This window comes from Bradyrhizobium sp. UFLA06-24 (assembly GCF_054967145.1).
Map to the genome: position 1 here is coordinate 12,832 of NZ_JADFUE010000062.1, position 23,598 is coordinate 36,429.

22 protein-coding genes are annotated in these 23,598 nt (G+C 64.4%); 9 read left to right on the top strand and 13 right to left on the bottom strand.

Going from position 1 to position 23,598, the window contains the following annotated elements; all coding sequences use genetic code 11:
• Positions 1-229: 229 nt before the first annotated feature.
• From IF809_RS31490 to IF809_RS31510, 5 genes are all read left to right on the top strand, one after another.
• Entirely contained in the window at positions 230-877 is a 648-nt protein-coding gene (locus tag IF809_RS31490) for a DNA-3-methyladenine glycosylase family protein (protein WP_128968609.1), read from the top strand.
• Between the two features lie 126 nt (positions 878-1,003).
• Positions 1,004-2,779, top strand: coding sequence for a flavin-containing monooxygenase (locus IF809_RS31495; RefSeq protein WP_128968610.1), 1,776 nt, complete (start codon positions 1,004-1,006; stop codon positions 2,777-2,779).
• Between the two features lie 263 nt (positions 2,780-3,042).
• Positions 3,043-3,600 carry an HNH endonuclease gene (locus IF809_RS31500; RefSeq protein ID WP_028134115.1) on the top strand — a complete coding sequence of 186 codons (558 nt, stop codon included), beginning with the start codon at positions 3,043-3,045 and terminating at the stop codon, positions 3,598-3,600.
• 119 nt (positions 3,601-3,719) lie between these two features.
• The gene (locus tag IF809_RS31505) at positions 3,720-4,970 is read left to right on the top strand and encodes a glycosyltransferase family 87 protein (protein WP_128968611.1); all 1,251 of its coding nucleotides are present in this window, start codon (positions 3,720-3,722) and stop codon (positions 4,968-4,970) included.
• A 102-nt stretch (positions 4,971-5,072) separates the two neighbouring features.
• The gene (locus IF809_RS31510) at positions 5,073-5,294 is read left to right on the top strand and encodes a dodecin (RefSeq protein ID WP_128968612.1); all 222 of its coding nucleotides are present in this window, start codon (positions 5,073-5,075) and stop codon (positions 5,292-5,294) included.
• A 12-nt stretch (positions 5,295-5,306) separates the two neighbouring features.
• Here the strand turns inward: IF809_RS31510 and IF809_RS31515 are convergent, their stop codons facing one another.
• The 9 genes from IF809_RS31515 to IF809_RS31555 all read right to left on the bottom strand — a co-directional run bounded on the left by IF809_RS31515 (position 5,307) and on the right by IF809_RS31555 (position 17,702).
• A complete protein-coding gene (locus tag IF809_RS31515; RefSeq protein ID WP_244659463.1) occupies positions 5,307-6,554 on the bottom strand; it encodes an MFS transporter in 1,248 nt (415 codons plus the stop codon).
• Between the two features lie 21 nt (positions 6,555-6,575).
• Positions 6,576-7,544, bottom strand: coding sequence for an ABC transporter ATP-binding protein (locus IF809_RS31520; protein ID WP_128968613.1), 969 nt, complete (start codon positions 7,542-7,544; stop codon positions 6,576-6,578).
• Complete coding sequence (locus IF809_RS31525) at positions 7,541-8,536, bottom strand: ABC transporter ATP-binding protein (RefSeq protein ID WP_462839478.1); 996 nt, start codon at positions 8,534-8,536, stop codon at positions 7,541-7,543. Before IF809_RS31525 ends, IF809_RS31520 begins: the two co-directional genes overlap by 4 nt.
• Complete coding sequence (locus IF809_RS31530) at positions 8,536-9,453, bottom strand: ABC transporter permease (protein ID WP_128968615.1); 918 nt, start codon at positions 9,451-9,453, stop codon at positions 8,536-8,538. The genes IF809_RS31525 and IF809_RS31530 overlap by 1 nt, the downstream gene beginning before the upstream one ends.
• Complete coding sequence (locus tag IF809_RS31535; protein WP_128968616.1) at positions 9,419-10,378, bottom strand: ABC transporter permease; 960 nt, start codon at positions 10,376-10,378, stop codon at positions 9,419-9,421. The genes IF809_RS31530 and IF809_RS31535 overlap by 35 nt, the downstream gene beginning before the upstream one ends.
• A 22-nt stretch (positions 10,379-10,400) precedes the next feature.
• Positions 10,401-12,191 carry a peptide ABC transporter substrate-binding protein gene (locus tag IF809_RS31540; RefSeq protein WP_128968617.1) on the bottom strand — a complete coding sequence of 597 codons (1,791 nt, stop codon included), beginning with the start codon at positions 12,189-12,191 and terminating at the stop codon, positions 10,401-10,403.
• A gap of 261 nt (positions 12,192-12,452) precedes the next feature.
• Positions 12,453-13,871 carry a M20 family metallopeptidase gene (locus IF809_RS31545; protein ID WP_128968618.1) on the bottom strand — a complete coding sequence of 473 codons (1,419 nt, stop codon included), beginning with the start codon at positions 13,869-13,871 and terminating at the stop codon, positions 12,453-12,455.
• A 127-nt stretch (positions 13,872-13,998) separates the two neighbouring features.
• Entirely contained in the window at positions 13,999-15,795 is a 1,797-nt protein-coding gene (locus IF809_RS31550; RefSeq protein WP_462839479.1) for an ABC transporter ATP-binding protein/permease, read from the bottom strand.
• Positions 15,796-15,884: 89 nt separating this feature from the next.
• Complete coding sequence (locus IF809_RS31555) at positions 15,885-17,702, bottom strand: ABC transporter ATP-binding protein (RefSeq protein WP_462839480.1); 1,818 nt, start codon at positions 17,700-17,702, stop codon at positions 15,885-15,887.
• 274 nt (positions 17,703-17,976) lie between these two features.
• Here IF809_RS31555 and IF809_RS31560 point away from each other — a divergent pair, with 274 nt between their 5' ends.
• From IF809_RS31560 to IF809_RS31570, 3 genes are all read left to right on the top strand, one after another.
• Positions 17,977-18,948, top strand: coding sequence for a S1C family serine protease (locus tag IF809_RS31560; protein ID WP_462839481.1), 972 nt, complete (start codon positions 17,977-17,979; stop codon positions 18,946-18,948).
• 20 nt (positions 18,949-18,968) lie between these two features.
• The gene (locus tag IF809_RS31565) at positions 18,969-20,039 is read left to right on the top strand and encodes a carboxylesterase family protein (protein ID WP_462839482.1); all 1,071 of its coding nucleotides are present in this window, start codon (positions 18,969-18,971) and stop codon (positions 20,037-20,039) included.
• A gap of 83 nt (positions 20,040-20,122) precedes the next feature.
• The gene (locus IF809_RS31570) at positions 20,123-20,329 is read left to right on the top strand and encodes a hypothetical protein (protein ID WP_128968623.1); all 207 of its coding nucleotides are present in this window, start codon (positions 20,123-20,125) and stop codon (positions 20,327-20,329) included.
• Between the two features lie 64 nt (positions 20,330-20,393).
• Here IF809_RS31570 and IF809_RS31575 read toward each other — a convergent pair whose 3' ends face one another.
• The 4 genes from IF809_RS31575 to IF809_RS31590 all read right to left on the bottom strand — a co-directional run bounded on the left by IF809_RS31575 (position 20,394) and on the right by IF809_RS31590 (position 22,763).
• On the bottom strand, positions 20,394-21,056 hold the full coding sequence (locus tag IF809_RS31575) for a DsbA family protein (RefSeq protein ID WP_462839483.1): 663 nt from the start codon (positions 21,054-21,056) through the stop codon (positions 20,394-20,396).
• A gap of 87 nt (positions 21,057-21,143) precedes the next feature.
• Positions 21,144-21,866, bottom strand: coding sequence for an LrgB family protein (locus tag IF809_RS31580; RefSeq protein WP_462839484.1), 723 nt, complete (start codon positions 21,864-21,866; stop codon positions 21,144-21,146).
• Entirely contained in the window at positions 21,863-22,246 is a 384-nt protein-coding gene (locus IF809_RS31585) for a CidA/LrgA family protein (protein ID WP_128968626.1), read from the bottom strand. The genes IF809_RS31580 and IF809_RS31585 overlap by 4 nt, the downstream gene beginning before the upstream one ends.
• Positions 22,247-22,280: 34 nt before the next feature.
• Positions 22,281-22,763 carry a PaaI family thioesterase gene (locus IF809_RS31590; protein WP_128968627.1) on the bottom strand — a complete coding sequence of 161 codons (483 nt, stop codon included), beginning with the start codon at positions 22,761-22,763 and terminating at the stop codon, positions 22,281-22,283.
• Between the two features lie 178 nt (positions 22,764-22,941).
• Between IF809_RS31590 and IF809_RS31595 the strand changes: the two genes are divergently transcribed.
• Positions 22,942-23,490: a TetR/AcrR family transcriptional regulator gene (locus tag IF809_RS31595; protein ID WP_128968628.1), complete on the top strand. Its 549-nt coding sequence runs from the start codon at positions 22,942-22,944 to the stop codon at positions 23,488-23,490.
• Positions 23,491-23,598: the final 108 nt, after the last annotated feature.

The window sequence follows — 23,598 nt, forward strand, 5'->3', positions numbered from 1 at the left end:
CTCGTCATGGCCGGGCCTGAGCGCGCAGCCGTCATTCCGGGGCGGTCGACAGGACGAACGTGGAGCGCGATTGCGCTCCTGAGAATCTCGAGATTCCGGGTTCGATGCTCCGGCGTCGCGCTGTGCGCGATCCAGTCGCATCGCCCCGGAAAGACGGAGTAAGATATTCGAGGCCGGGTCAAGCCGGTCAAGCCCGGCCATGACGTCGGAGAGAGCTGACCGAATTGCAATGACCATCCACCTCCAGACCCAGTCTGACCTCGAAGAAGCGATCCACACACTGGTCAGGCGCGATCCGCGCCTCAAGCCCGTGCTGGAGATCGCGGGCATGCCGGCGTTGCGGCGGCGTGAGCCGGGCTTTGCCGGGCTTGCCCATATCGTCTGCGGGCAGCAGCTTTCGACCGCAAGCGCGGCCGCGATCTGGGGGCGGCTGTCGGCCGCGTTCGATCCGTTCGACCATGAGGCGGTGCGACGCGCCCGCACCGACCGTTTGGGGCGGCTCGGCCTCTCCGCGGCCAAGATCAAGACGCTGAAACATCTCGCGCGCGAGATCATCGCCGAGCGGCTGAATCTCGAGGTGCTCGCCGAAGAAGACGCCGACGCTGCACATCACACGCTGATCTCACTGCCGGGCATCGGACCTTGGACGGCCGACGTCTATCTCTTGTTTTGCCTCGGCCACGGCGATGCCTGGCCGGCCGGCGATCTCGCGGTGCAGGAGGGCATCAAGATCGGATTCGATCTGAAGACGCGGCCGACGGAAAAGCAGATGGCGCCGCTCGCCGAACCCTGGCGCCCCCTGCGCGGCGCCGCGGCGCATCTATGGTGGAGCTACTACCGCGCGGTCAAAAAGCGCGAGGGCGTGCTGTCGACATGACCAGAGCCTATTCCGCCTGAGCAGGGCGACATGCAGGCGCGCACCGGCAAAGCGCTGTTGACGTGGACTGATCCGGTATAGCCTCGACTTCAGGGAAACGCCGCGAAGACGGCCACGAGGTCGCGCATGCTGGACAAGACCGAGGATATTTCCGCCGTCGCGCAAGCCTGGCTCGATGAGCTCGAGCGCACGCTGGGCAAGCCGGATGGTGGGGCGCTGGACCGACTCTTCCTTGCAGAGAGCTTTTGGCGCGACGCTCTCGCGCTGAGCTGGAACCTGCAAACGCTTGCCGGCCGCGAGACGATTGCACGGGCGCTGGCCACGCTCGCGCCCATGGCTGTGCCGGCGAGGTTGAGGATCTCGGCGAACCGCGCCGCACCGCGTTGGGTGCGCCGCGCCGGCACGAACACGATCGAGGCGATCTTCAGTTTCGAGACCGCTATTGGCCGCGGCAGCGGCATCGTGCGTCTCGCGCCCGATGCCGCCGATGGCAACCACCTGAAGGCATGGACGCTGCTCACAGCGCTCGAGGAGCTCAAGGAGTTCGAAGAACAGCTCGGCACATTTCGGCCGCGGGGACAGGCCTATTCGCGCGACTTTCGCGGGCCGAACTGGCACGATCTGCGCGAGGCCTCGCGCAACTATGCCGATCGCGATCCGGTCGTGCTTGTGGTCGGCGGCGGCCAGGCCGGACTTGCAATCGCAGCGCGGCTGAAGCAGCTGCAGGTCGATACCCTGATCATCGATCGATGGCCGCGGATCGGCGACGTCTGGCGCAAGCGCTATCACGCGCTCACCCTGCACAACCAGGTGCAGGTCAATCACATGCCCTACATGCCGTTCCCGCCGAGCTGGCCGACCTACATCCCAAAGGACAAGCTCGCCAACTGGTTCGAAGCTTACGTCGATGCGATGGAGCTGAATTTCTGGACCGGCACCGAGTTCGAAGGCGGCACCTATGACGAGGCCAAGGGCCACTGGACGGTGACGCTGCGCCGCGCCGACGGCAGCAAGCGCACCATGCATCCGCGCCATGTGGTGATGGCGACCGGCGTCAGCGGCATCGCGAACATCCCCGACATTCCGACCCTGGATCGCTTCAAGGGTATACTCGTGCACTCGAGCCGCTACGAGGATGGCGAGAACTGGACCGGCAAGCGCGCCGTCGTCATCGGCACCGGCAACAGTGGTCACGATATCGCGCAGGATCTCTATTCCAGCGGCGCCGAGGTAATCCTGGTGCAACGCTCGCCGACACTCGTCACCAATATCGAGCCGTCGGCGCAGCTGGCTTATGCGACATACAACGAGGGGACGCTGGAGGATAACGATCTGATCGCAGCCTCGATGCCGACGCCGCTCGCCAGGAAGACGCATGTGATGCTGACCGAGCAGTCGAAGGAACTCGACAAGGAACTGCTCGATGGCCTCCGCCGCGTCGGCTTCAGACTCGACTTCGGCGAGGCCGGCACCGGCTGGCAGTTCAAATACCTCACCCGCGGCGGTGGTTACTATTTCAACGTCGGCTGCTCCAACCTGATCGTCGAGGGTGCGATCAAGCTGAAGCAGTTCGGGGACATCGAGAGCTTCACGGCCGATGGCCTGCAGATGAAGGATGGTAGCGCCATTCCGGCTGATCTCATCGTGCTCGCCACCGGCTACAAGACGCAGGAATATCTGGTGCGAAAGCTGTTCGGCGATGCCGTCGCCGACCGTGTCGGCCCGATCTGGGGCTTTGGCGACGGTTTTGAGCTGCGCAACATGTACGCGCGCACGGAGCAGCCCGGCCTGTGGTTCATCGCCGGCAGCCTTGCCCAATGCCGCATCAACTCGAAATTCCTCGCGCTGCAGATCAAGGCGATCGAGGAAGGGATCCTGCCACGTGAGGCGCACACCGCTTGAGCCCGCCCTCATTGGTGCGCGCGATGCGGTGCTTGCAGAAGCTGGAGCGAGTTCGGGAATAAAGTACCGGCGGCCGCCCCCGTGGTTCCGATGTGGCCAGCGTCCGTCCTGACATCACGTGGTTTTTAAGCGCTTTGCCACCCCGCCGCCGCATTGCTTGCGCCTGAATAAGTCGCTCAACGGGCTTCACAATCCCGTCACGCTGCATGTAGTATGTCAGTACATGCTGCTTCGCAGCGTATATTGGAGGCCGGGAGCGTTACTTGAACGCACATGTCTCGCAAGGCAGTTGGCCGGTGTTGGTGCTGAATGCGGACTTCCGGCCGCTGAGTTACTACCCACTGTCTCTGTGGTCGTGGCAGGACGCGATCAAGGCGGTGTTCCTCGACCGCGTCAATATCGTAGCCCATTACGATCAGGCGGTTCACAGTCCCACGCTGCAAATGCAGCTGCCGAGCGTGGTCTCGCTCAAATCCTTCGTCAAGCCGACCACCCATCCCGCCTTCACCCGGTTCAACGTCTTCCTGCGCGATCGTTTCGCCTGCCAATATTGCGGCTCGCCCGAAGACCTCACTTTCGATCACATCATCCCGCGCAGCAAAGGCGGCCAGACCACCTGGGAGAATGTGGTCGCGGCGTGCTCGCCCTGTAACCTGCGCAAGGGCAATCTCACGCCCGCACAGGCCAAGATGTTTCCGCGCCAGAACGCATTCGCGCCGACCGTGCACCAGCTCCACCGCAACGGCCGCCTGTTTCCGCCGAACTATCTGCACGACAGCTGGCTGGACTATCTCTACTGGGATACGGAGCTGGATCCATAGCCGGGCAAGGACGGGTGGCGCTGCCGAATCCTTAGCGTTTCGTTACCGGACCTTAAGATTCAATCCGCAATCTCACCGGCGGATCGGCGCCATGCCGTCCCCGAGAGATTAGCAAACCGATGCTCACCGCTACATTGGAGCAGATCCAGGCCTCGCCGCGGAGACGGGCGATCTATGTCTGCGCCATCCTTGCGCTGCTGCTGGCCATCCTCGCTTTCAAGACGTTGCGCTTCTTCGAAGGCGGCCTCTGGTACGGCGGCCAGACCGCGGACTTCGGCGCCTTCCACATTGTCGCGCAGCGGATCTGGCTCGGCGATCTCGATCTGGCCTATCAGTTCGCCTCGTTCACGAAGATGCAGATGGCGGCCGCAGGCGGCACCACCGGTGTCATGCCCTGGACCTACCCGCCGCAATTCGACCTCCTCGTTGCACCCCTCGCATTCCTGCCGGGCTGGGCCGCCTATTTTCTCTTCACGACGATCACATTGGCTGCCTATCTGATGACGCTGCGCGTCGTCGCGGGACGCAATTTCGCCCTCGTGCTCGTCGTCTTTTTTCCGGCCATCGCAATCACGATCGGTATCGGCCAGAACGGGCTTTTGACCGGCGCGCTGATCGGGCTGGTCTGCATCAACGCGGAGCGACGGCCGGTGCTGTCAGGCCTCGCGCTCGGCCTCATGGTCATCAAGCCTCACCTCGCCATTGCAGCCGGCATCTACATGCTGCTGACGCGCCGCTGGCCGGCGGTGCTGACCGCCGCAATCGTCGTGATCGCAAGTTCGCTCGCCTGCACCCTCGCCTTCGGTCCGCAGATCTGGCTCGCCTGGCTCGGCAGCATCCACGAAGCCGCCAGCTATCTCGAGGAAGGCCGTTATCAGCTGTTCCGGATGATCTCGGCTTACGCGGCCTTGTACACGGCCGGCCTGCCGCCTGCCGGCGCGTTCTGGGGACAGGTGGCCACGGCGGTCTTGGCGCTCGTCGCCGTCGCGTTTGCGATCGCGCGCGGACCGTCGACCCGCTTCGCGCTCGGCATTGTCGCGGTCGCGTCCGTGATGATCAGCCCCTACGCCTATGACTATGACCTGCCGATCGTCGGGATCGGGCTTGCGCTGCTCATTCCCGACCTTGCCGGCCTGGCAAGCCCGCGCCAGCGCGGCGCGATCTACGCCCTCCTCCTGCTGGCCAACGCCTACGGGCTGCTGCAGTCGGCGCGACTGTCCGCAGAGAACGTCGCTGCGGGCGGCCTGGAGCGCTCCCTGACGCCGGCCGTCGGAGGATTCGCGCTGATGGCGGTGCTCGCCATGCTGCTATGGGTCCTGCGGCGCGAGGCTAGGCCCGCGGCAGTCCGCCTGCACGGCGAGCCCGCGTAAGCTTCGCGCGCGCATAGGTATCGCGGGGGAACCGGATCGACCGGTGCCCGTTCAGACTCGACGCGACGGCAAACGCCGCAGCGCAACCGAGGGAGGCTCGCGATGGCCACTGCCGAGAAGGACCATGTCTACAAGATACTGGAACTGGTGGGATCGTCGGAAAGCTCGATCGAGGACGCCATCAAGAACGCGATCAGCCGTGCCTCCAAGACCGTCCGCGAGATGAAATGGTTCGAGGTGGTGCAGACGCGCGGCCACATCGAGAACGGCGCCGTGCGTCACTACCAGGTGACGCTGCGCGTCGGCTTCACACTGGAAGGGTGAACGAATTTGACGTCAGGCGAGATCGACGCCGCGGCGCTCCGGGATCAGCACGAGCAGCGATACGATGTCGATCAGGTAGAGCAACGCAAGCCCCGCGATCGCGGTCGGAAAGCCGTAGGCTGCGCTGACGATGCCGACCACCAGCGGGCCGAAGCCTGCAACCGCCCGTCCGATGTTGAAGAACACGTTCTGAGCGGTTGCGCGCGCCGCGGTCGGATAAAGCTCGCTCATCAGCGCGCCGTAGCCGCCGAGCATGCCGTTGACGAAGAAGCCCATTACGGCCCCGCCGACCAGCAGCGCACCAGCCGTCGTCAGCTGCGAGTAGACCACCACCATGACGGCCGCGCCGAGCATATAGGTCAGGAACGCCGCACGGCGGCCGAAGCGATCGGCCGCATGGCCGAACAGGAAAATGCCGAGCGCCATGCCGGCAATCGTGACTGCGGTCCAGACCGCCGATTGCGTCAGGCCATAACCGAACCGCGTCGAGAGATAATTCGGCAGCCAGATCATGATGCCGTAATAGCCGAAGTTCTGCACCGAGCAGAGGATGATCATCCCCATGCCGATCCTGGTCGTCTCGGCGTCGGCCACGAGCGCGCGAAGCGACGAGCCGCTATCTGCCGCCTTCGCCTTGTGCGCGATGAAGACGTCAGGCTCGTGCAGCTTGCGCCGGATCACGTAGGCGATCACCGCCGGAAACACGCCGAGCGCAAACATCCCGCGCCAGCCGATGATCGGCAACAGGACGGGCGTCACCAGCGCCGCCGTGAGCACGCCGAACTGCCAGCCAAGCCCGACATAGGAAGTCGCCCGCGCGCGCTTGGCAGCAGGCCACGCTTCGGCCACCAGCGCCATGCCGATGCCGAATTCGCCGCCAAGACCGATACCGGCGATGGCCCGGTAGGTCAGCAGGTCCCAATAGCCTTGCGCCAATGCGCATAGGCCGGTGAAGACCGCGAACAGCACGATGCTCCAGGTCAGAACCCGGACGCGGCCAAGCCGGTCCGACAGCATGCCGAAGATAAAGCCGCCGACCACCGCGCCGACCAGCGTCCCCGTCACCAGCGAGGCCGCCTGCGGCTGCGTGAGATGAAGATCTTTCGAAATCGCGGTCAGCATGAAGCCGAGGATGAGAAGATCGAACCCATCCATGGCGTAGCCGAGCGCCGACCCCCACAGCGCCCGCCGCGCCGCCGCGTCGCGATCCGTCGCGGCCATATCAATCGCGCCGAGAGTTGCATCCTGTGCCTGGCTCATACCTTTCCCCTTTGCGTCAGCTCAGGCCAGATGGCACGCCACGAAATGTCCGCCCGCGCCTTCCTTCAGCTCCGGTGCGGCCTCGGCGCAGCGCGGCTGGGCGATCGGGCAGCGGGTGTGGAAATGGCAGCCCGACGGCGGCTTCATCGGGCTCGGCACGTCGCCCTTGAGGCGGATGCGATTGCGCTTGAGCTTGGGATCGGGCACCGGCACCGCAGAGAGCAGCGCCTTCGTGTAGGGATGCTGCGGATTGCGATAGAGATCGCTCGCCTTCGCAAGCTCGACGATGCGGCCGAGATACATCACCGCGACCCGGTCGGAGATGTGTTCGACCACCGAGAGGTCGTGCGCCACGAACAGATAGGTGAGATTCATCTCGGCCTGGAGATCTTCCAGGAGATTGATGACCTGCGCCTGGATCGAGACATCGAGAGCGGACACCGGCTCGTCGCAGACGATCAGCTTGGGCTCGACCGCGAGCGCCCGCGCGATCACGATGCGCTGGCGCTGACCGCCGGAGAATTCGTGCGGATAGCGCCGCATATGCTCGGCCTTCAGGCCGACCTTGACCAGCAATCCTGCGGCGCGCTCCTCACGCTCCTTGGCACTGGAGGCGAGATTGTGGATGGTGAAGGCCTCGCCGAGGATCGAGCCGACCGTCATGCGCGGATTGAGCGATGCGAACGGATCCTGGAACACGAGCTGCATGTTCCGCCGCATCGCGCGCAGATCGTTGCCGCCGAGCTGACGCACGTCCTGGCCGTCGAACACGACTTCGCCGTCGGTCGGCTCGATCAGGCGCAGCACGCAGCGCCCCGTGGTCGACTTGCCGCAACCGGATTCGCCGACGAGGCCAAGCGTTTCGCCACGGTTGACCGAGAACGAGACCCCGTCGACCGCATAGACGCTGCCGACCTGGCGCGACAGCAGGCCGCCGAGCACGGGGAAATATTTCTTCAGACCGCTGACGCGGAGCAAGGGCTCGCTCATGTCGCGCCTCCCACTTGCGCATCGCCGAGATGACAAGCCATGCGATGGCCGGGAGTGATCTCGCGCAGCCGCGGCTCCTTCTCGATGCAGACGTTCATGGCGAACTTGCAGCGCGGCGCGAAGCGGCAGCCGACCGGCGGATTGATCAGGATCGGCACCGAGCCGCCGATCGCCTCGAGCCGCGTCTTGTGCTCGCTGTCGAGATCGATGCGCGGGATCGAGCGGATCAGGCCCTGCGTATAGGGATGGCGCGGATCGGCGAACAGAGCGTCGACGCCGGCCTCCTCCACCACCTTGCCTGCATACATCACGACGACGCGCTGCGCGGTCTCGGCGACGACGCCCATGGCATGGGTGATCAGCATCACCGCCATGCCGAAGCGCTCCTTCATGTCCTGGAGCAGGTCGAGGATCTGCGCCTGGATGGTGACGTCGAGCGCGGTGGTCGGCTCGTCGGCGATGACGAGCTTGGGCCTGCAGGCGAGCGCCATCGCGATCATCACGCGCTGGCGCATGCCGCCGGAGAACTGGTGCGGATAATGGTGCACGCGGCCTTCGGCGTTCGGGATCTGCACCAGCTTCAGCATCTCGATGGTCCGATCGAGCGCCTGCTTCCTGGTCACGGCCTCGTGCCGGCGCAGGCTCTCGGCGATCTGCTCGCCGATGGTGAGCACCGGGTTCAGCGAGGTCATCGGCTCCTGGAAGATGAAGCCGATCTCCTTGGCCCTGATCTCGTCGAGCTGGTTGCTCGTCAGCGGCACCAGATCGCGACCCTCGAAGATGATCTCGCCGGCCGCGATGCGGCCCGGCGGCATTGCGATCAGCTTCAGGATCGACATCGCGGTGACGGTCTTGCCGCAGCCGGATTCGCCGACGACGCAAAGCGTCTCGCCCTTGTTGATGGTGATGTCGACGCCGTCGACGGCCTGCAGGATGCCGTCATCGGTGGAGAAGTGGGTCTTCAGTCCCTTGATCTCGAGCAGCGGCGCCATCAGATCACCCGTCGCGCATCGAGCGCGTCACGCAGACCGTCGCCGATGAAGTTGATGGCAACCACCGCGATGAAGATCGCGCCGCCCGGGAACAGCGCCCAATGCGGGCCGATATCGAGAAAATCCTTGGCATCGAACAGCAGCCGCCCCCAGGTCGGGGTATCAGGCGGAAAGCCGAGACCGAGGAAGGACAGCGTCGATTCCGCGATGATCGCGGCGGCAACGTCGATGGTGCCGGCGATGATCACCGGACCGAGCGCATTGGGCAGGATGTGCCTCACCACCTGTCGCACCGGGCTCGCACCGAGGGCACGCGCGGCCTCTACGAACTCCTTCTCGCGGATCGACAGGAACTGGGCGCGGACGAGACGCGCCACCGGCATCCAGCGCAGGCCGCCGATCACGAGCACGATCAGGATGAAGATGCCGCCCTCTGGCCCGAACACTTGCTTCAGCCCGTCGCGGAAGAGATAGATCAGCAGCAGCAGCAGCGGCAGTTGCGGCAAGGACAGGAAGAGGTCGGTCAGCCACATCAATCCGTGCCCCAGCGCGCCGCGCGACATGCCGGCCAGCGCGCCGATCAGCGTGCCGATGAACACCGACACCAGCATTGCAGCCAATCCGACTGCGAGCGAGATGCGCCCGCCATAGATCATGCGCGCCAGGATATCCTGGCCGAGATCGTCGGTGCCGAAGGGGTGGGCGAGCGAGGGCCCCTGCAAGCCCGCTACGATGTCGATGTCGTTGATCTTGACGCGCCAGATGAAGGGACCGACCACCACCGCCAGAATCAGAATGAGCAGCAGGAAGGCGCTGATGACGGCGAGGCGGTGGCGGCTGTAGCGCCGCCACGACTCGCGCCAGGGCGAGTAGACGCCCCGCTCAGCGGAGGGAGATGCGAGGGTCAAGCCAGCCATAAAGGACGTCCGCGATGAGATTGAACAGCACGACGAGGCACGCGAAGACGAAGGTGACGGCCATCACGACCGGCGTGTCGTTGGAAAGGATTGAGGAGATAAGGAGCGAGCCGATGCCGGGAATACGGAATATCTGCTCGGTGACGATGGCGCCGCCGAACACCGCCGGCATCTGCAACGCGATCAGAGTGACGACGGGGATCATGGCGTTGCGCATCACATGTTTGACGATGACCTTGGTCTGGCCGAGGCCCTTGGCGCGCGCCGTGGTAACGTAGTCGAGGCGGATGACGTCGAGCATCGCCGAGCGCACAAAGCGCGTCATCGAGGCCGCCTGAAACAGGCCGAGCACCGCCACCGGCATGATCGCCTGTCGGATCATCTCGAGCACCCAGTGGATGCCGGTCGCCTTGATGTCGGTAGAATAGACGAAAGGCAGCCAGTCCAGCGTGACCGAGAAGATCAAGATGAACAGGATGCCGGTGAAGAAGGTCGGCAGCGAGAAGCCGACGAAGGCGAGCGTGTTCGCGATCTGATCGAACAGCGAATAGGGCTTCGTCGCCGCATAGACGCCGACGGGAATCGCGATCAGCAGCGCCAGGATCTGCGCCGAGCCGATCACATAGAGCGTGGCCGGCAGGCGCTGCAGGATGAGCGTGTCGACATTCATCCGGCTGACGAAGGAAAAGCCCCAGTCGCCGTGCAGCATGGCGTTGAGCCAGTGCAGGTAGCGGAGATAGATCGGATCATCGAGGCCGAACTTCGCCCGAAGCGCGGCTTGCACTTCGGGCGGCACGTTCGGGTTGGTCGCGAGGTCGCTGAAGGGGTCGCCTGGCGCAAGCGCCAGGACGACGAACAGGACAAGCGAAATCGCCAGCAGGCTCGGAACGGCAATCAGAAGGCGGCGCAGGACATACTGGCTCATCGCGGAGGATCCGGGCCTACGATCAAGCCTCCCGGTACCAGTCCTGGATGTTGTCGGTCCTGTTGGCCCAGCCCGAGACCACCGGCTTCAGCGAGGTGGAGCAGGCATCCACGGTCAGGCGGTGCATCACTGGAATGAACACGGTATCCTGCCACAACAGGTCATTGCACTTGATGTAGAGGGCCGCGCGCTTGACCAGGTCGGTCTCGGTCTCGGCCGCAGCAATCGCGTCGTCGTACTCCTTGTTGACATAACGCGGGAAATTCGGGCCCTGCCACTTGTTCTCCTTGGTGGCGACATTGGCGGAGACATAGCGCCTCATATGCAGGGCCGGATCCGGTTGGGTCATCGGAATCTGGAATTCCTCGATGTCGGAATAGAACTTCGAGTAGGTGTCGGGGTTGGCGACGTCGGACGAGAAGAACACCGAGGCGACGACGGATTTGAGTTCGACGTCGATCCCGGCTTTCTGACAGGCCTGCTTGACGATGGCCTGGGTCTTCTGCCGAGGACCGTTGGTCGAGGTCTGGTAGAGCAGCTTCAGCTTCTTTCCGTCCTTCTCGCGGATGCCGTCCGCACCGACTTTCCAGCCGGCCTCATCGAGCATCTTCGACGCCTTCTCGACGCTGAATTCCCAAGAGGTGTTCTTGGAGACGAACTTCTCGGGACCGTTGAGATAGTTCGCCGTGGTGCGTCCGGCGCGACCGTAAATCGCCTTCTTGACCGAGTCGCGGTCGACGAGGAGTGCCAGTGCCTTGCGTACCTTCGGATCCGACAGGATCGGGTGCTTGGTCTTCATCGACGATCGCTCTCCGTCGACTTCCGTGTTGGGGTCGGTGAAGTTGATCGCGATGAACTCGATGTCGCCACCGGTGGCATAAACCGTCTTGCCTTTGCCGCCCTTCTCCAAGCGCAGCAGCACCTCGTCCTCGACCTGCATGTTCCAGGCGAAATCGAATTCTCCGGTCTGGATCACGGCGCGTGCCGCGGAGACGGCATCGCCGCCGCCCTTCATGTCGATCGTGTCGAAATACGGCCTATTGGGCATGTGATAGTCGGGATTGAGTTTGCCGCGGACCAGATCGCCCGGCTTGAACTCGACGAATGTGTAAGGGCCGGTACCGACAGGGGCCAGGTTGGTCGGCGCCTCGCGGGATTTCGATCCCTTGTACTCCGCAAACAGATGTTTGGGGATGACGCAGCCGTATGCGCCGACGAAGGCATTGGCCCAGAACGGCGTTGGATTCTTGAACAGGATACGGATGGTCAGGTCATCCACCTTTTCGACCGTCAGGTCGGCATAGGTGCTGATGGAGACGGCGGCTGTAGCGGGATCGCTGGCGTATTGCCAGGTGAACACGAGATCGTCGGCCGTCAGCGGTTTGCCGTCATGCCATTTGACGCCCGGCTTGATCTTCCAGGTCACCGACTTGCCATCCGCTGCGAGACCGCCATTCGCGGTCGACGGAATTTCGGCGGCGAGAATCGGATTGAGATTGCCGTCGACGTCCCAGCTCGCGAGCGGCTCATAGAACAGACGCGAACCGTCCTGGTCCTTGGTGCCGGTGGCGAAATGCGGATTGAGCAAGGTCGGCCCCTGCCACCACAGCAGCTTGAGCGGACCGCCACCCCCACGCTTGGTCGGCGGATAGGGGGCGGGGCTCTGGGCCATGGCGACGCCGCCGATCGAGAGGAGCTGGTTGGCGAGCGGCGCGGTGAGGCCGACCGCGGCCATGCGCGTGATGAAGGCGCGGCGATCCATCCGCCCGTCCTTCACGTCACCGATCATCGAACGCAGTTCTTTGTCCAGCATGGTTGTCCCCCGTCTGGTTCCCGTATGGATGCGGGCGGCCGCGGGACGGCCGCCGGGTTTTGACTGGCCGTAGATGGCACACTGAATAGGCCGCACGTCAACTGCGACCGTGTGTATGCAAACGGTCTTCTGGCTTTCTGTTGAGCAAAACTTCGTTTCGCAGCCCAACAGTTCGGCATTCCGGCGGCAAAATCCGCCGGAAAGCAAGTTGCACTGCGGAAAATTTGTTCTTCAGATCAGACGAAGTATCGAGATGGAATTCTACGCTACGGACATATTGAGCGGCGGCGCGACGTGGTCCGGCAGCGGGCAGACATAAGGCGTCTTGGCGGTCCGCTTCGTCAGATCGGCCTTCGCAGCCTTGATCAGCTCCGGTTCAGTCAGCGCCTTGATGCCGAGGCCGGCCATGGCCTTGGCTGCCTGCACCATTGCCTTGTGGGCATGCGGGCTCTTGCCCTGTGCCACCACCTGCCAGGTGTGGAAAGGCGTGCCGATTGCAACCGTTGGTGCGTGAACCTGCACGGTCGGCACCACCCAGCTCACATCGCCGACGTCGGTCGAGCCGACCAGCGGGTTGCGCTTGGCGTCGAGCGGCACCAGGAAGTCGGCCAGCGGCCGATCGGTCGGCTCCATGCCGATCGCGTAATAGACCGACGCGATGTCCTTGTCGGTCAGCGTCCCGCGGATCTGGCTGGCAAAGCCCTTGTCGGTGTCGTCGAAATGCGGCGGTCCGAGCTCTTCCATGACCCGATGAAGCGCCTGCTCAAGCGGCGTGTTGGGCAGGATGTTGGAGACGGCGGAGATGATCTTCATCTCGACCTTGGTCTCGGTCATCAAAGCCGCGCCTTCCGCGATCTTGCTGACGCGCCCGACCAGCTCGTTCATGCCGGGAAGGTCGCGCGCGCGAATGGAATAGCGCACGCGCGCATGGGCCTGCACCACGTTGGGCGCGATGCCGCCGGTATCGAGCAGCGCGTAATGCACGCGCGCATCGCTCGGCATGTGCTCGCGCATGTAGTTCACACCGACATTCATCAGCTCGACCGCGTCGAGCGCGGAGCGGCCGAGGTGGGGCGAGGCCGCCGCATGCGAGGTGCGGCCGGTGAAGATGAAGTCGGCGCGGGTATTGGCGAGCGACGGCGTCACCGCGACTTCCCAGAAGCTGTGCGGATGCCAGGTGATCGCAATATCAGCGTCCTCGAACGCGCCCGAGCGCACCATGAAGGCCTTTGCGGCGCCGCCCTCTTCCGCCGGACAGCCGTAATAGCGCACGCGACCGGGCACCTTGTGTTCGGCGAGCCAATCCTTGACCGCGGTCGCCGCGAGCAGTGCCGCCGAGCCGAGCAGATTGTGGCCGCAACCATGGCCGTGGCCACCGGTCTCGATCGGGCGGTGCTCGGCAATTCCAGCCTCCTGGCTGAGGCCCGGCAGCGCGTCATACTCGCCCATGAAAGCGATGACCGGACCGCCCTCGCCCCATTCGCCCATCACAGCCGTCGGAATGCCCGCGACCTTCTCGGTGATGCGGAAACCCTGGTGGCGCAATTCAGCGAGATGCTCGGCGGCGGAGCGCGCCTCGGTGTAGCAGACTTCGGGCATGCCCCAGACCCTGTCACTGAGGTCGATGAAACGCCCCTTGATCGTGTCGATGCCACGCCAGATGTCGCTGCGATTGTCCATTGCTTCGGTCCGTGATCCCTTGGTCAAACGAAGCGGCAATGGTTAGCAGCTCGGGGCCGCCGCGGCCAGCGTAAGGCAGGAGATCAGCCATGCAATCGCCATTGGCGGGACACGATGCAGCCGCTATCTACTCGGCCGCCTCCAGGCCGCGATGGATCGGCTGATCGGCCGCGATCACCGCACCGTCGGGCCGCCGCAAAATCGTGAGCTTGCGGTCATGATAGGCCTCGAGCTCGGGGCGGTGCCCGACGCTGATGATCGTTGCCTGCGGCAGCTCGCGCGCGATCACCGCCATCAGCTCGGCCTGTCCCTGGACATGCAGCGCCGACGTTGCCTCGTCCAGCGCGATGACGTCGGGGCGATGCAGCAGCAGCCGCGCAATCGACAGCCGCTGCTTCTCCCCTTCGGACAAGGTGCGATCCCAGGCCGCAACATGATCGAGCCGGCCAGCGAACTGACCGAGGCCAGCCAGGACAAGCACCCGGGACAGCTCCTCGCCCGCAATCTCGGTGGAAGGCCGTGGATACGTGATGGCATCGCGCAACGTACCGAACGGAATGTAAGGACGCTGCGGCACGACCTGCACGCGCTGCCCCGAGGCCCGCGTAATGCTGCCCCCGCCCCAGGGCCAGCAGCCCGCAATTGCGCGGACCAGCGAACTCTTGCCGCAGCCGGACTCTCCTGCGATCAGCACGTGCTCGCCGGCCCTGACGCTCACATTTGCGCCGCGCACGATCGGCGTGCCGTTCTCGAGCGCCACGACGACATCCCTGAGGTGCAGCGCCGTCTGCCCGTCCTCGCGGTGCGCGATGCATGCGGCACGCCCGGATTCCGCCGCTTCGAGCTCGTCGATCGCAAGCATCAAGGCGCCGACGCGCCGCGCAGATGCCGTCCAGTCGGCAAGCCTGGTGTAGTTCTCCATGAACCAGCTCAGCGCATGCTGGACGATGGTGAAGGCCGAGGCCACCTGCATGATGGCACCAAGCGACATGCTGCCGTCGAAATAGCGCGGCAGGCACAACAGGATCGGAACGACGCCGCAAAGCTGCGCGCTGCCTTGCTGCACGATCACGGCGCGCATGTGCTGGCCCATGAGATCTAGCCAGCGCGCGACCACCGTTCCGAACCCACGATCGAGCCGCTCGGCTTCGGCGTCGGCGCCGCCGAGCAGAGCGATGCTCTCCGCATTCTCGCGCACACGGGTCAGGGCGTAGCGGTATTCGGCCTCCGCCTGGTTCTTCTGCTCGGTCAGCGGAATGAAGCGGAACGCCACCCCCAGCATCGAACCGTTGACGATCAGGGCGTAAAGCACGGCCGCGACCACCAGGAAGCCGGGAATGTCGAGCACATGGCCGCCGACCTCGAGCCTGAGCGCGCCGCCGACATTCCAGAGCACGACGATGAAAGTCGCCGCCGACAGCAGCGCGGTGACAAGCCCGGACACGAAATCCACCGGCATTTCGGTGGCGATGCGCAGGTCATCGTTGATGCGATGCTCGGGGTTCTTGTGGTCTCCCCCGATGAGTTCGAGCTTGTAGAAGCGGCTGTGCGCGAGCCAGCGGCCGAGGAGATGCGCGTTCAGCCATGCGCGCCAGGTGCGCTGCATGGTCATGCGCGCCCACATCGCGAACACGCACAGCGCTAAATAGAGGCCGACCAGCAGGGGAAACAACACCGCCTGATGCAGTGCGGTGGCGGCATCCTTGGCGCCGAGTGCGTCGTAGAAATGGCGATTCCAGAGGTTGAGACCGTAGGTGATGCCGAGGCTCGCAAGCACCACTGCAACCATGCTGATGGTGACCAGCCAAGCAAGGCCAGAGCCTTTGCCGCGCCAATATCCTCCGGCGCTTCGACAAAACCGCCACAGCCGCGACGGCGCCTCCGTCCCGGGGAGCGCGCCCCGCACCACACCGAGCCTGACCATGGATCCCCCTTGCCTGGATTGGACCGCAAGCTCTAGGGAACGCAGGCTATGCCGGTAAGTTCCTGAAGGAAAGAGGAAGCTTCGCTCGCTTATCCCGCCGCGGGAATGGCCGAGGGATCGATATCGTTGTCGATCAGCCCGCGGTGCTGGCGGCGGACCAGGGAGGCGTAGTAACCGTTCTGCCGCATCAAGTCGCCATGACGACCGGATTCGACGATGCGGCCCTCCTTCAGCACGATGATGCGGTCGGCATTGACCACCGTCGACAGCCGATGCGCGATCACGAAAGTGGTGCGTGCAGCGACCAACTGCTCGATTGCGGTCTGAACCGCTTCCTCCGATTCCGCATCGAGTGCGGAGGTCGCTTCGTCCAGCACCAGGATCGGCGGATTCTTCAGAAGCGCCCGCGCAATGGTGATGCGCTGGCGTTCGCCGACCGACAGCAGGCCGCCGCGTTCGCCGACGCGCGTCTCGTAACCATCCGGCAGGCGCATGATGAAGTCGTGCGCATGCGCAGCCCTCGCCGCGGACTCGATCTCGGCGTCGGTTGCGTCCGGCCGGCCGTAGGCGATGTTGGCTTTGATGCTGTCGTTGAACAGCAACGGATCCTGGAGCACGACCCCGATGTGCCGGCGCAGGGAGCTCTGCTTGATTCCGCGCAGATCGAGGCCGTCGATGGTGATGCGGCCTTCCAGCGGATCATAGAAGCGCATCAATAGCGCCATCAGCGTCGTCTTGCCGGAGCCGCTCGGCCCGACGATGGCAACCGTCTCGCCGGGCGCGGCGCGTAGCGTCAGGCCATCCAGCAGCGGACGCTGCGGCTGCTCGTAGCGGAAATGCACGTTCTCGAAGCTGACCTCGCCCTTGACGTCGGGCAGATCGATCGCGCCGGCGGAATCGCCGAGATGTTCCTGGACGTTGAGGATGCCGAAGATCTCGTCGAGCGAGACGGAGGCCTTGCGCAAGCTGGAATACACGCCGCTCAACCCCTGCACCGGACCGAACAGGCCGCCGATATAGCCGAGGAAGGCAACCACGGTACCGACCGTGATTTCTCCCTGCACGACGAAATAAGCCCCGAGCGCCAGCCCGCCGAGCCGCGCCAGCGCAACCGCGAGATTGCTGGCCGAGGCATAGCCGGCGTCGACGGCGACGCCTTTGATCACCACCCGGTTGGCGGCCGCGACGTCGCCGAGAAAGCGCGACTTCTCCACGTCCTCCATGGCGAAGCTGCGCACGATGACGATTCCGGACAACACCTCGTTGAAGCGTGAATAGATCCTGGCCCAGCGGTCGAGCAGCGTGCGCTCCCGATGCATCTGCTCGGGTCCGGCAAAGGCCGCGATGGCGGCGGGCAGCGGGGCGAAGGCGAGAACTAGCAGAGCGAGCCGCCATTCCAGCCGAAACATGATCGCGATCGCGAGCACGAGGAAGATCAGCGAAGGCAGGATGCTGAACAGGATCAGCGCGACGGCCGAGGTGAATCCCTGAATGCTGCGGTCCAGCCGCGTCATGATCGCGCCAATGCCCTCGCTGCGCTGGATCCGCAGCGGCATGCGGTGCAGCTTGCCGATGGTTGCCTCCAGCAGCGCATATTGCAGCCCGATCCGGGTCCGCCATGTCAGCCAATTGGCAAAGCCGTCCATTGCTTCCCGGCAAACGGCGAAGGCGAGCAGCAGCAACATGCCGGTCAGGATCGCGCCGGCTTGCTGCAGATCGGTGAGCTGATCGAACACCCATTTGAGCACAAGCGGCTCGAAGGCATTGATGGCGGCAACCGCGAGCACCAGCAGCATGATCACGGTGACTGCATGCCGCTGCGGCAATGCAAATCGCACGGCAGCATGCAGGCGCCGGAGCTGACCGAGCGTGCCCGGCGCATTCAGCTTCGGATCGGACCTGGTCATGCTCGTGAACGGCATGCATCGCACGTATGATTATTTTCCAGGCAAGGAAAGACGGAACTTGCAGCTATCAACGACCAGCCGGCACTCTCGTCGCGATTGGCTTGGAGAGGCAGCCGACATCCCGGCAATGCGAGCCGACTGCAGCTACATTGGTTCCTGAACGGACGGCGGAGGCGCGTGAATAGCTGCGATCAAGTCTTTCAAGATCGGCCCGTGGGGCATAGATTGTTGCTGCTTCGCACGCACGCAGCAGATGACTGACCAGGAGAACTCCATGGCCGTTCTGACCGAATGGAGAGTGCCGCCGGCGCACCAGCCCCGGGCGAGCGATTACGGCTTCGATCTTGACCGGGCGCTCGCCTCCGTCGTCGGCCTGCATGCCATCATCCCGTCGGACGCTTTCAGCGCCGAAACGCTCGGCACCGAGCGCGCCGGCAACGGCGTCGTGATCGACGACGGGCTGGTGCTGACCATCGGCTATCTCATCACCGAAGCGGAATCGGTCTGGCTTCACCTCGGCGACGGACGCGTAGTGGAGGGACATGTGCTCGGCTTCGATGCCGTCACCGGGTTCGGGCTGGTGCAAGCGCTCGGCCAGCTCGACATCGAACCGCTGCCGCTCGGCTCGTCGGCTGATATCAGGCTCGGCGACCGCGTCGTGGTCGGCGGCGCCGGCGGGCGGACGCGATCGCTTGCAAGCCGGATCGTCGCCAAGCAGGAGTTCGCCGGCTACTGGGAGTATCTGCTCGACGAGGCCTTGTTCACCTACCCCGCTCATCCAAATTGGGGCGGCACGGGGCTGATCAACGAGCGCGGCGAGTTGATCGGCATCGGTTCGCTTCAGCTCCAGCGTGAACGCGACGGCAAGGCCGAGCATGTCAACATGATCGTGCCGATCGACCTTTTGAAGCCGATCCTCGATGATTTGCGCAAATTCGGTCGCGTCAACAAGCCGGCACGGCCGTGGCTGGGGCTCTATTCGACCGAGATCGACAACCGCGTGGTGGTGATCGGCATCTCCGCCAACGGACCGGCCGCGCGCGCCGAGCTCAAGAGCGAAGATGTCATCCTGGCGGTCGCTGGCGAGAAGGTTACAAGCCAGGCTGCTTTCTACAGGAAGATGTGGTCGCTTGGCGCCGCCGGCGTCGACGTGCCGCTGACCGTGCATCATGACGGCGTCACCTTCGACGTCACGGTGACGTCGACCGACCGCTTCAAGCTTCTGAAGGCGCCGAAGCTGCACTGATCCAGTCAAAGGACGCCGCAATGACCGAGGCCGTCGTTGACGACATTGTGGCCGTGCTGCCGCCGCTGCTCAATGCGCTGGAAGCGCTCGGCTACTTCGCCCGGCATTTGCATCCGCCGGCGTTCGGCTCGGTGATGAACGCAATCGGCGCGCCGGATGATGCGCTGCGGTCCGCACATGCAGCAATCGGCGCATGGCCGGAGCAGTTCATCGGACTGCGGGAGCGGCTGGATCGCGCCTGCAACGAGGCGCTCGCTGCCTTTGCTGGCGTCCGCGACGTCGAGCGCGGCAATGGCGATCTCGTCGCGGTGTTCCGCGCGTTGCGCCATCTACCGCGCGCGCAGGAGGCGCTTTATCCGCTGTCGCTGCAGTTTCCGCCAGTGAGCAACTTCTTCCTCAATGCCGCCAATCGCGACAATGAGGAGTTGCTGGCACGGCTCGAGGCCGGCGCCAGCGAGCACACCGGCATCTTCCACAATCACAACGAGCCCGGCAGCCGCGGCGGTTTCTCGGTCTATGTGCCCGAATATTATACGGCTGGTCGCGCCTGGCCGCTGGTCGTGGCGCTGCATGGCGGCAGCGGCAATGGCCGCGGCTTCCTGTGGAGCTGGCTGCGCGATGCGCGCAGCCTTGGTGCCATCCTGGTGGCGCCGACCGCGACGGGGCAGACCTGGGCGCTGATGGGCGACGACACCGACACGCCCAACCTGATGCGAATCCTCGAATGGGTGCGCGGCCGCTGGTCGGTCGACGCTTCACGCATGCTGCTATCAGGCATGAGCGACGGCGGCACCTTCTGTTATGTCAGCGGACTCGACGGCGCCTCGCCCTTCACGCATCTCGCACCGGTGTCGGCCACCTTCCATCCCCTGATGGCGGAGATGGCCGACGCCGCGCGTCTGCAGGGCCTGCCTGTCTTCATCACCCACGGCAAGCTCGACTGGATGTTTCCGGTACAGACCGCACGGCAGACGCAAGCCGCGCTCTCCGCGGCCGGCGCTGACGTCACCTATCGCGAGATCGACGACCTCAGCCACACGTATCCCCGCGAGATCAACGCCGAGCTGCTGGCGTGGCTGAACGGGTCATGAACGAGGTGTCCTTACCCGCGCCGCACTGTCGCGGAACCATCGCTCCGGGACCGACGTTATCGGTCCGTCACCGGAGGTTCGCCATGCAGACTTTTTTCGGAATGATCCTGGGCGCGCTGCTGCTCGCTTGCGGCGTCTATGTCTACGACTCCATGCAGACGTCATCAGTGGCGAATGGTGAGGTCGCAATCACCAATCGCACCATCGTGAACTGGGATGTCGCAAAGGCCGATTGGGATGCGTTGCGCGACCGCGCGCACAAGGACTGGGTCCGGATCTCGTCGAAGTAACGAGCACAATCACGTTGAACAGGCGCCGTCGCGGGTCCGCGGCGGCGCCTTTGCTTGTTCGTGATCAGTTCATCTTGGCCTTGCGGGCGTCCGCGATGACCTGCTCGAACTCGTTCATGCTGAGCACGCCCGGCACCCGGTATTTGCCGACGATGAAGGACGGCGTGCCACGGAAGCCGAAGGCTTCGGCCTGGTCGTTGTTGCGCTTGAGGATCGCGTCGATGTCCTTGCCGTGCGCGGCGAGATCGCTCTTGAGACGATCCATGTCGACGCCGACCGATGCAAGCAGCTCGTTGATACGAGATTCGGTCAGGCGCGAGCTGACACCCATCATGGCGTCGTGAGCCTGATGATACCTGTCCTGGAATTTCGCCGCGAGCGCGATCCGGGCAGCTGTCACCGAGACGGGTCCCAGGATCGGCCAGTCCTTCAAGACCAGCCTCACCTTGCCGTCGTCCTGGACGACCTGGCGCAGCTCGGGTTCGAGCTTGCGGCAATAGGGGCAGTTATAGTCGGACCATTCGATGATGCTAATGTTGCCCTCGGGATTACCGGCGACGGGAACATCAGGGTCGCGCAGCACTTTGGCTTCGGTCAGCACCTCGTCGTCGCCGGTCGCTGCGGCGCGCGCCAGGGTCGTCCCGCCAGCGGCAAACGCGCCTGCCCCGATCAACGTCAGCGCCGCACGCCGCGTCGGCCCAAAGCCCTTATTCCTGAATCCAGCCATATCTCGTCCCGTTTCGGTCCCATCTCCGCAAATACGCTTAGGGACCGGCAATTGTTACGCTCCATATAGAGAGTCGCAGGGGTGATGTCATCGCACCAGCAGGGTCACCACCAAGGGGACCAGGAACGAGGTCACCAAAGCGTTCAGGCTCATGGCGATGCCGGAGAAGACCCCGGCGAACTCGTCGACCTGGAATGCGCGGGCCGTGCCGATGCCATGCGCGGCTAGGCCGGCGGCAAAGCCGCGAGCGCGGAAATCGGTCACGCCGGTGCGGTTCATCAGCGGTGTCACGATAATCGCCCCCATGATACCGGTGAGGATGACCGCAACCGCTGTCAGCGAAGGATCTGCATGCAGCGATTCGGCAATGCCCATGGCAACGCCGGCCGTGACCGATTTCGGCGCCAGCGCCAGCACCACGTCATGCGGAAGGCCGGCGAACTCCGCCAGCAGAACGACAGACACCACTGCGGTCACCGAGCCCGCGACCAGCGCCACCAGCATCGGCACGATGGAGGAGACCACACGCTTGCGGTTTTCGTAAAGCGGCACGGCGAGCGCCACGGTGGCAGGCCCGAGCAGGAAGTGCACGAACTGCGCGCCGGCGAAATAGGTGGTGTAGGACGGGCCTGTCACGAGCAGGAACGCGCCGATGATCCACATCGCATGCAGCACGGGATTGGCAAACGGATGCCGCCGCGTCGCCAGCGACACCGCGTCCGTGGTCGCATAGACCAGCAGCGTCACCGTCAACCAGAGCAGCGGCGACTGCGACAGGTAAACCCAGAGGGAGAAGGAATCGTCCTTCATTGCGCGTCCTGCTGCTTCAACAGGCGGCTGACCAGGCGGAAGGTCAGGACGGTGGCCAGCAAGGTGAGGACCACGGAGAGTGCGAGCACCAGGACGATGGCGATGCCATGGGAGGCGAGCAGATCGAGTTTTTGCACCACGCCGACACCGGCGGGAACGAACAGCAGCGAAAGATGAGCCAGCAGGCCCTTGCTTGCGGATTCCACGCCGTCATTGCCGAGCGGCCCGCGCGCGAGCAGCGCAAAACGGTCGCGGGCCAGCAGCAGGATCAGAAGCAGCAGCAGGCCGAGCACGGGCCCCGGCACGGGCAGGCCAAGGCCACGGACCACGGCCTCGCCGATCAATTGGCAGAGCAGGATAAGGCTGAGACTCGCAAGCATGCCGCATCAAGGGATGCGCCGCAGGGCTTGTCAATCACTGCTGGGCGCGGAGGCCGCGCGGTTCGTGCGAAGCACCAACGCGCGGCAGCATCGCCATCAGCGTTCCGGTCATGGTGGCGATCAGCGTGGTCTTGCCTTCGTGCTCGGCAAAGGCTCTGGCTTCGCAGAAGGTGAGCGTCCGGCCGGGCTTGACCACCTCGGCCTTGAAGACGAAGCGCTCGCCGCGGGCGGGGGCGAGCAGCGTGGTCTTGAACTCGACCGTGAGGATATCGGCCTCGGACGGCATCAGCGTGAAGGCAGCAACGCCGCAGGCGTTGTCGAGCCCCGCCGTGATGATGCCGGCGTGGACAAAACCGTTCTGCTGCGTGAAGTCTGCCGAATGCAGCATGGCCAGCTCGACCTCGCCCGGCGAGAGGCGGACGATGACGATGCCGAGCGTACGCATCGCCGGCTGGCGTTCGAACATCGCGACGGCCGCCGCACGATAGCCGGGGTTTTTCGGCTCGAACGCAGCCATGGCTCAAGCCTCGGCCGGTTCGACAAGATAGCGCTGCGCAGCCTCGCGATAGGTCGCCTCGTGCTCCATGGTCATGTCCTGCCCTGGCCCGTGTTCTTGATCTTGATACGGTAGCGTATCAAGCGGCAGGCACTGTAGCAATACGGCAGCGTATCAAAAAACGGGTGAGGCTTCGTTCATGAACGACCGCAAGGGCGATATCTGGGTCGAGGCCGGGTTTAAGGAGCTCGCCCGCGCCGGCGTCGAGGGCGTTCGGGTCGAGTTGCTCGCCAAGAGTCTCGGCGTCACCAAAGGCGGGTTCTACCGCCGCTTCGCCGATCGCGCCGCGCTGCTCGAGGCCATGCTGGTGCACTGGCGCGAGGGGCGCACGACCTCCATCGCGCAGCAGACCAGCCTCGACGGGCAAGACCCCCGCGAGCGGCTGAAGGCGGTGATCCAGCTTTATTCCGAGCGGCTCAATCCGGAAGGCATGGCGATCGAGCTTGCGATCCGGCAATGGGCGCGCTCGGACGAGAGCGCAGCGGCTGCGGTCGCGAGCGTGGATGCGGCGCGGCTCAAGCATGTGGCCGAGCTCTATCGCGCGACCGGACTGGAAGCTGAGGAGGCCGAGGCGCAGGCCTTCCTGTTCTACTGCTTCATCTTCGGCCAGAGCCTGTTGTTCGTCGAGCGCGGCCCGCGCAAGCGGTCGCAGCTCGTGGCGAAATCGGCCGAGAAATTATTGGACTAAGCAAAATGGCCGGAGCTCAGCTCCGGCCATCCAGACCGCTGACAAACCCCGTCGATTTTTCGGCGGGTTTTTTGTTTGGAGAAGGCTTGAGGCCGGTTTAGGCCGGAG

Bases quoted from the DNA above. Each gene is read 5' to 3' on its own strand.
- IF809_RS31490 (WP_128968609.1), top strand. From the start codon at position 230: ATGACCATCCACCTCCAGACCCAGTCTGACCTCGAAGAAGCGATCCAC.
- IF809_RS31495 (WP_128968610.1), top strand. From the start codon at position 1,004: ATGCTGGACAAGACCGAGGATATTTCCGCCGTCGCGCAAGCCTGGCTC.
- IF809_RS31505 (WP_128968611.1), top strand. From the start codon at position 3,720: ATGCTCACCGCTACATTGGAGCAGATCCAGGCCTCGCCGCGGAGACGG.
- IF809_RS31510 (WP_128968612.1), top strand. From the start codon at position 5,073: ATGGCCACTGCCGAGAAGGACCATGTCTACAAGATACTGGAACTGGTG.
- IF809_RS31515 (WP_244659463.1), bottom strand. From the start codon at position 6,554: ATGAGCCAGGCACAGGATGCAACTCTCGGCGCGATTGATATGGCCGCG.
- IF809_RS31520 (WP_128968613.1), bottom strand. From the start codon at position 7,544: ATGAGCGAGCCCTTGCTCCGCGTCAGCGGTCTGAAGAAATATTTCCCC.
- IF809_RS31525 (WP_462839478.1), bottom strand. From the start codon at position 8,536: ATGGCGCCGCTGCTCGAGATCAAGGGACTGAAGACCCACTTCTCCACC.
- IF809_RS31530 (WP_128968615.1), bottom strand. From the start codon at position 9,453: ATGGCTGGCTTGACCCTCGCATCTCCCTCCGCTGAGCGGGGCGTCTAC.
- IF809_RS31535 (WP_128968616.1), bottom strand. From the start codon at position 10,378: ATGAGCCAGTATGTCCTGCGCCGCCTTCTGATTGCCGTTCCGAGCCTG.
- IF809_RS31540 (WP_128968617.1), bottom strand. From the start codon at position 12,191: ATGCTGGACAAAGAACTGCGTTCGATGATCGGTGACGTGAAGGACGGG.
- IF809_RS31545 (WP_128968618.1), bottom strand. From the start codon at position 13,871: ATGGACAATCGCAGCGACATCTGGCGTGGCATCGACACGATCAAGGGG.
- IF809_RS31550 (WP_462839479.1), bottom strand. From the start codon at position 15,795: ATGGTCAGGCTCGGTGTGGTGCGGGGCGCGCTCCCCGGGACGGAGGCG.
- IF809_RS31555 (WP_462839480.1), bottom strand. From the start codon at position 17,702: ATGACCAGGTCCGATCCGAAGCTGAATGCGCCGGGCACGCTCGGTCAG.
- IF809_RS31560 (WP_462839481.1), top strand. From the start codon at position 17,977: ATGGCCGTTCTGACCGAATGGAGAGTGCCGCCGGCGCACCAGCCCCGG.
- IF809_RS31565 (WP_462839482.1), top strand. From the start codon at position 18,969: ATGACCGAGGCCGTCGTTGACGACATTGTGGCCGTGCTGCCGCCGCTG.
- IF809_RS31570 (WP_128968623.1), top strand. From the start codon at position 20,123: ATGCAGACTTTTTTCGGAATGATCCTGGGCGCGCTGCTGCTCGCTTGC.
- IF809_RS31575 (WP_462839483.1), bottom strand. From the start codon at position 21,056: ATGGCTGGATTCAGGAATAAGGGCTTTGGGCCGACGCGGCGTGCGGCG.
- IF809_RS31580 (WP_462839484.1), bottom strand. From the start codon at position 21,866: ATGAAGGACGATTCCTTCTCCCTCTGGGTTTACCTGTCGCAGTCGCCG.
- IF809_RS31585 (WP_128968626.1), bottom strand. From the start codon at position 22,246: ATGCTTGCGAGTCTCAGCCTTATCCTGCTCTGCCAATTGATCGGCGAG.
- IF809_RS31590 (WP_128968627.1), bottom strand. From the start codon at position 22,763: ATGGCTGCGTTCGAGCCGAAAAACCCCGGCTATCGTGCGGCGGCCGTC.
- IF809_RS31595 (WP_128968628.1), top strand. From the start codon at position 22,942: ATGAACGACCGCAAGGGCGATATCTGGGTCGAGGCCGGGTTTAAGGAG.